Source organism: Nostoc sp. WHI (assembly GCF_015714725.1).
Classification (GTDB): Bacteria; Cyanobacteriota; Cyanobacteriia; order Cyanobacteriales; family Nostocaceae; genus Nostoc.
On record NZ_WBKM01000213.1, the window covers coordinates 1 to 4,166 of the forward strand.

Genomic DNA, 4,166 nt, shown 5'->3' on the forward strand with positions numbered 1-4,166 from the left:
GAATAGGGGATGAGTCTTTGATACTCGTGAATAAGTCTTTGAACTCTATTCTTGTGCCTCTCTGCCCCCTACTCCCTACTCTCCCTAAACCCGCAACGCTACCATTTTTTCTACAGCTTCCACTATTTGCTCTGGTTGGACAATTGTTAATCGTTCCAGATTGCCGTTGTAAGGCGTGGGGATATCTTGGGAAGAAAGTCGTAGTACTGGCGCATCCAATTCATCAAATAAGCGATCGTTAATTGAAGCGATGACTTCTGCTCCAATACCCGCAGTTCGCATAGATTCTTCCACCACAATCACTTTATGGGTTTTACGTATTGATGCGCCAATAGTATCAAAATCTAATGGCTTGAGCGATATTAAATCAATAACTTCTGGATCATAACCTTGTTTTTCCAAAGTTTTTACCGCTTGCAGCACGTGATGCCGCATTCGTGAGTAAGTGATAATTGTGACATCTTTTCCTTGACGCACAACTTCTGCTTTATCTAGGGGTAGTAAATATTCTTCTTCTGGTAAATCTTCTTTCAAGTTGTAAAGCAAAACGTGTTCAAAGAACAACACGGGGTTATCATCACGGATTGCGGATTTTAGTAGTCCTTTAGCGTTTCTTGGTGTAGAGCAGGCAACAATCTTCAACCCTGGTACAGCTTGGAAATAGGTTTCTAGTCGCTGGGAATGTTCTGCTCCTAGCTGCCGTCCGACACCCCCAGGGCCGCGAATTACCATCGGAATTTTAAAGTTACCGCCTGAAGTGTAGCGTAACATACCAGCGTTGTTGGCTATTTGGTTGAAGGCGAGCAATAAAAAGCCCATATTCATACCTTCAATTATTGGTCGCAACCCAGTCATTGCGGCTCCTACTGCCATGCCAGTAAAGCTATTTTCAGCGATGGGGGTGTCTAGAACGCGGAGTTCGCCATATTTTAGGTACAGGTCTTTGGTAACTTTGTAGGAACCGCCGTAGTGTCCTACGTCTTCACCGAGAACAAATACGCTGGAGTCACGCGCCATTTCTTCATCAATGGCTTCCCGTAAGGCGTTGAAGAATAGTGTTTCTGCCATTTAGACCTTTTAGTACGATTATGGTTTTAGAATTTTATCGTGCTGCTGTGGCAAATACGGTGAGCGATCGCACCAGTTAGAGATTAGCTTGTTTGAACAAACCGCCCCAAGCATAGAGCCAGTAATTGCCATAACTATATCAAAGCTATTTAATTTAAATTTTATCGGTTTTATGAGCGATCGCCTCCCACTCTGGCAAACGAGGCTTATCAAGATAGATCCCCGACTTCTCACCAGAAGTCGGGGATCTGGGTTAGGCGCAGTCATAACCCACAAATTCACTAAAAATTAATTTTTAGCAAACAAACGATCCAAAAAATCAATTTTTACCGCCATGTTAATTATCCCTTGATTTGTAGCAGCGTCCGTAATTTCAGCATTATTCAGAGCCATAATATATGGTTCACCTCCAACCAAGCCGATGATTGGCCCACCAGAAGAACCACCTGTAGTGTCACAATCATGGAACAGTACTTCTTTCTCTTCCCCGACAATACTACATCCTTCCTGGAATCCAGCAGTCATACCTCGACCAGCAGAGAGAAACTCATAGCCTTTTTTATCAGTGTTAGGGAAGTCACCAGAGTAGCCTACAAAAAAGAATTTTTTCTTGTTTTTGATTAGAGTTGAAGAAGGTAGAGAATCCCATCCTAAATAACCATACTTGCGACCGAGAGGCTTATTAATTTTCATAACTGCCCAGTCATTAATTTGATCTGTGATATTGTCGTTAGTGAAGTCAGTACCATAAGTTACTTCTTCTACTAAAGCTATATCGTTTTTACTCGGTACATCACCATTAATGAGGTTTGGCAGAAACAGAATTTTTTTACTTAATTGGTGAGTTTTGGGATCAATAACACAGTGAGAATTTGTTAAAACCAGATTTTCACCAATTAAAGTTCCCGTGCAATGATAGCTTTTGGCATCAGTAGTTGTTCCTTGCACTCGACCAATTGTTGACCAAGGATATTCTCTACTAATCATCGGAATACGGTCATCCCAGTCAATAATAGCTCGATCTTTTGGATATGGTTTTTCAGATTGGTTCAGCCCAGAAGGTTTAAAAGGCTTGCCATTTCCTGACAGTTGTGATTGACCTGCCTCTGTGAATTTAGTAAATTTTGGTGGCGTACTTTCTTGCGTTTGCGTCTGTTCTTTGGCTTGCACAGATACCCAACCACCTAAGGTTGTAAAACCCAACATTCCAACGATAAAAAGAGCGAAAAATAAAGCCAAAGGTTGCTTGTAGATAGGCTTTTTAGTCATGATAAAACTCCTTAATTAATTAATTAATTAATACTTGTCAACTTTTCATGAATTACGAATTAGTAATTATTCCGCCATTCGCCTTGCACGGTGAAAGCAGCCCAATAACGTGGATTTCGCCAATCTTCGTGTTGCCATAATTTCAATTGCGCTTCCCTGAGAGCAACAGCAGGCGATTTATCTTGTTGCAAAATTTGTTTGTACAACTCCTGCATCAATAATGATGTGGCTTGGTCATCGACATTCCACAAAGAAACAATTAATCGTCGGGAACCTGCATACATTAATCCTCTTGTCAACCCTACTAATCCTTCTCCTTTTACTTCTTGACCCAGACCACTTTCACAGGCGCTTAACACTATTAACTCTGCGGGAAGGTCAAGGTTAAAAATATCGTTGAGACGCAAGAAACCTTTTTGGAATTTGCCTTGTTTATCTACCAGTGATGTGACGATTCCTGATAATTCGGGGTTGATGTTATCAAAAATGCCGTGAGTGGCGAACAATAGCAGGCGATATTGACTAAGTTGTTTGCTGGTTGCCAAGTTGTAGTTAGCATCAAAATCAAAAGCCTGGAAACTCTCCGAAGGTGACACCATTTTTAGAACTACCTCAGCCTCTTGGCGCGTACCTGGAAGTCTATCTAAACCACTACGATTAATATTTTTCAAAGACCGTTGCAGGGCAGAACGTTCTACTTCAATATCGAGAGATGAGGAAGTTTCCAGTGCTTTACCTGTAACTCGTTCATCATTGGCGCTGAATACTGGGTCAGCGAGGACGGCTATAGTTTTGGGTGCCATTTTCCGCCCTTTGAGTTGCTGTCTTTGGGTCGCTAGACTGGTGACAGAAGGCAGATTGACAATTTCATGATTCACCAATAAAGGTTGATAATTGACCTCTCCCCCAACCCCTCTCCGAAGCGGAGAGGGGAGTTTGAGTTTATCTTGCTCCCCCTTACCTTGCAGGGAAGGGGGCTGGGGGGTTAGGTCACTCAACATCGCAAATGGAATTTGATGCAAAATCCCATCAGGCACAACTACTAAGCGTTTTTTCCCCAATTTGTCAGCTACAGGTGCAATAATGAGTTCGCTGAGTTCTTGAGCAGCTTTGGTAGTATTCGCCACAGCTTGGGCTTTTTCCTCTGCGGATGCGCCAGCGATGAGTGGACTTTTTAACAGTTGGTTTAAATTTGTTGCCGCCTTCTTTATCTTTTCTGAATTAGGAAGTTCATAACTATTGATAGAATTGGGTGTAACTAGCCATAAATAGCTGCGTTCTTCACCTAAAGAATACTGCAATAGTAGAGAATCTTGATCTAATTGTTGTTGAATTTGGGACAAAGTGAGCGGTTGAGGATACTTCAGGTCAGCATACTCAGAGTTAGTGTTACGGAATTTTGTTTTTAATTCTTGCTGTTGCTTGAGTAGGGACTGAATTTCTTGTTTGGTGGTTATTAATAGTTGCTCTGGTGGTTTTTGTTTGCTGAATAGTTCTGACAAAAGCTTTTCTTTGGCATCAATTCGCCATTGCAATTGGCGTTCTTCTGCCAAGAGTTTGGGGTCAACGCCTTTACGAATATCCACATTAGCTTCGGTTAAAAGTTCAACCAAACTACGGGCGCGCGATCGCTCGCTAATATGCAGTGCCAAAGCGTCGTATCCTTTAGATGGGTCTTTTTTGTGCAACTGCATCAGTAAGTCGATGTAGAACTGATAATAATCCTGTACAGTGGCAAAATAGGAAGTACGCAGTTCTTGACTGTCAATTTTGGTGCGTAAATCTTCAATGATTTCAATAGCTGCTTGAATATGTGTTTGGGCTTGTTG

The 4,166-nt window shown here is 41.9% G+C and carries 4 protein-coding genes; all 4 read right to left on the reverse strand.

Annotated elements, in window-relative coordinates; translation table 11 throughout:
- Positions 1 to 84 precede the first annotated feature (84 nt).
- Positions 85 to 1,068, reverse strand: coding sequence for an alpha-ketoacid dehydrogenase subunit beta (locus F8S12_RS21135; protein WP_196518128.1), 984 nt, complete (start codon positions 1,066 to 1,068; stop codon positions 85 to 87).
- An 18-nt stretch (positions 1,069 to 1,086) separates the two neighbouring features.
- On the reverse strand, positions 1,087 to 1,335 hold the full coding sequence (locus F8S12_RS21140) for a hypothetical protein (protein ID WP_196518130.1): 249 nt from the start codon (positions 1,333 to 1,335) through the stop codon (positions 1,087 to 1,089).
- 21 nt (positions 1,336 to 1,356) lie between these two features.
- A complete protein-coding gene (locus F8S12_RS21145; RefSeq protein ID WP_196518132.1) occupies positions 1,357 to 2,337 on the reverse strand; it encodes a trypsin-like serine peptidase in 981 nt (326 codons plus the stop codon).
- 59 nt (positions 2,338 to 2,396) lie between these two features.
- A partial coding sequence (locus F8S12_RS21150; RefSeq protein ID WP_196518134.1) for a CHAT domain-containing protein occupies positions 2,397 to 4,166 on the reverse strand: 1,770 nt, incomplete at its 5' end.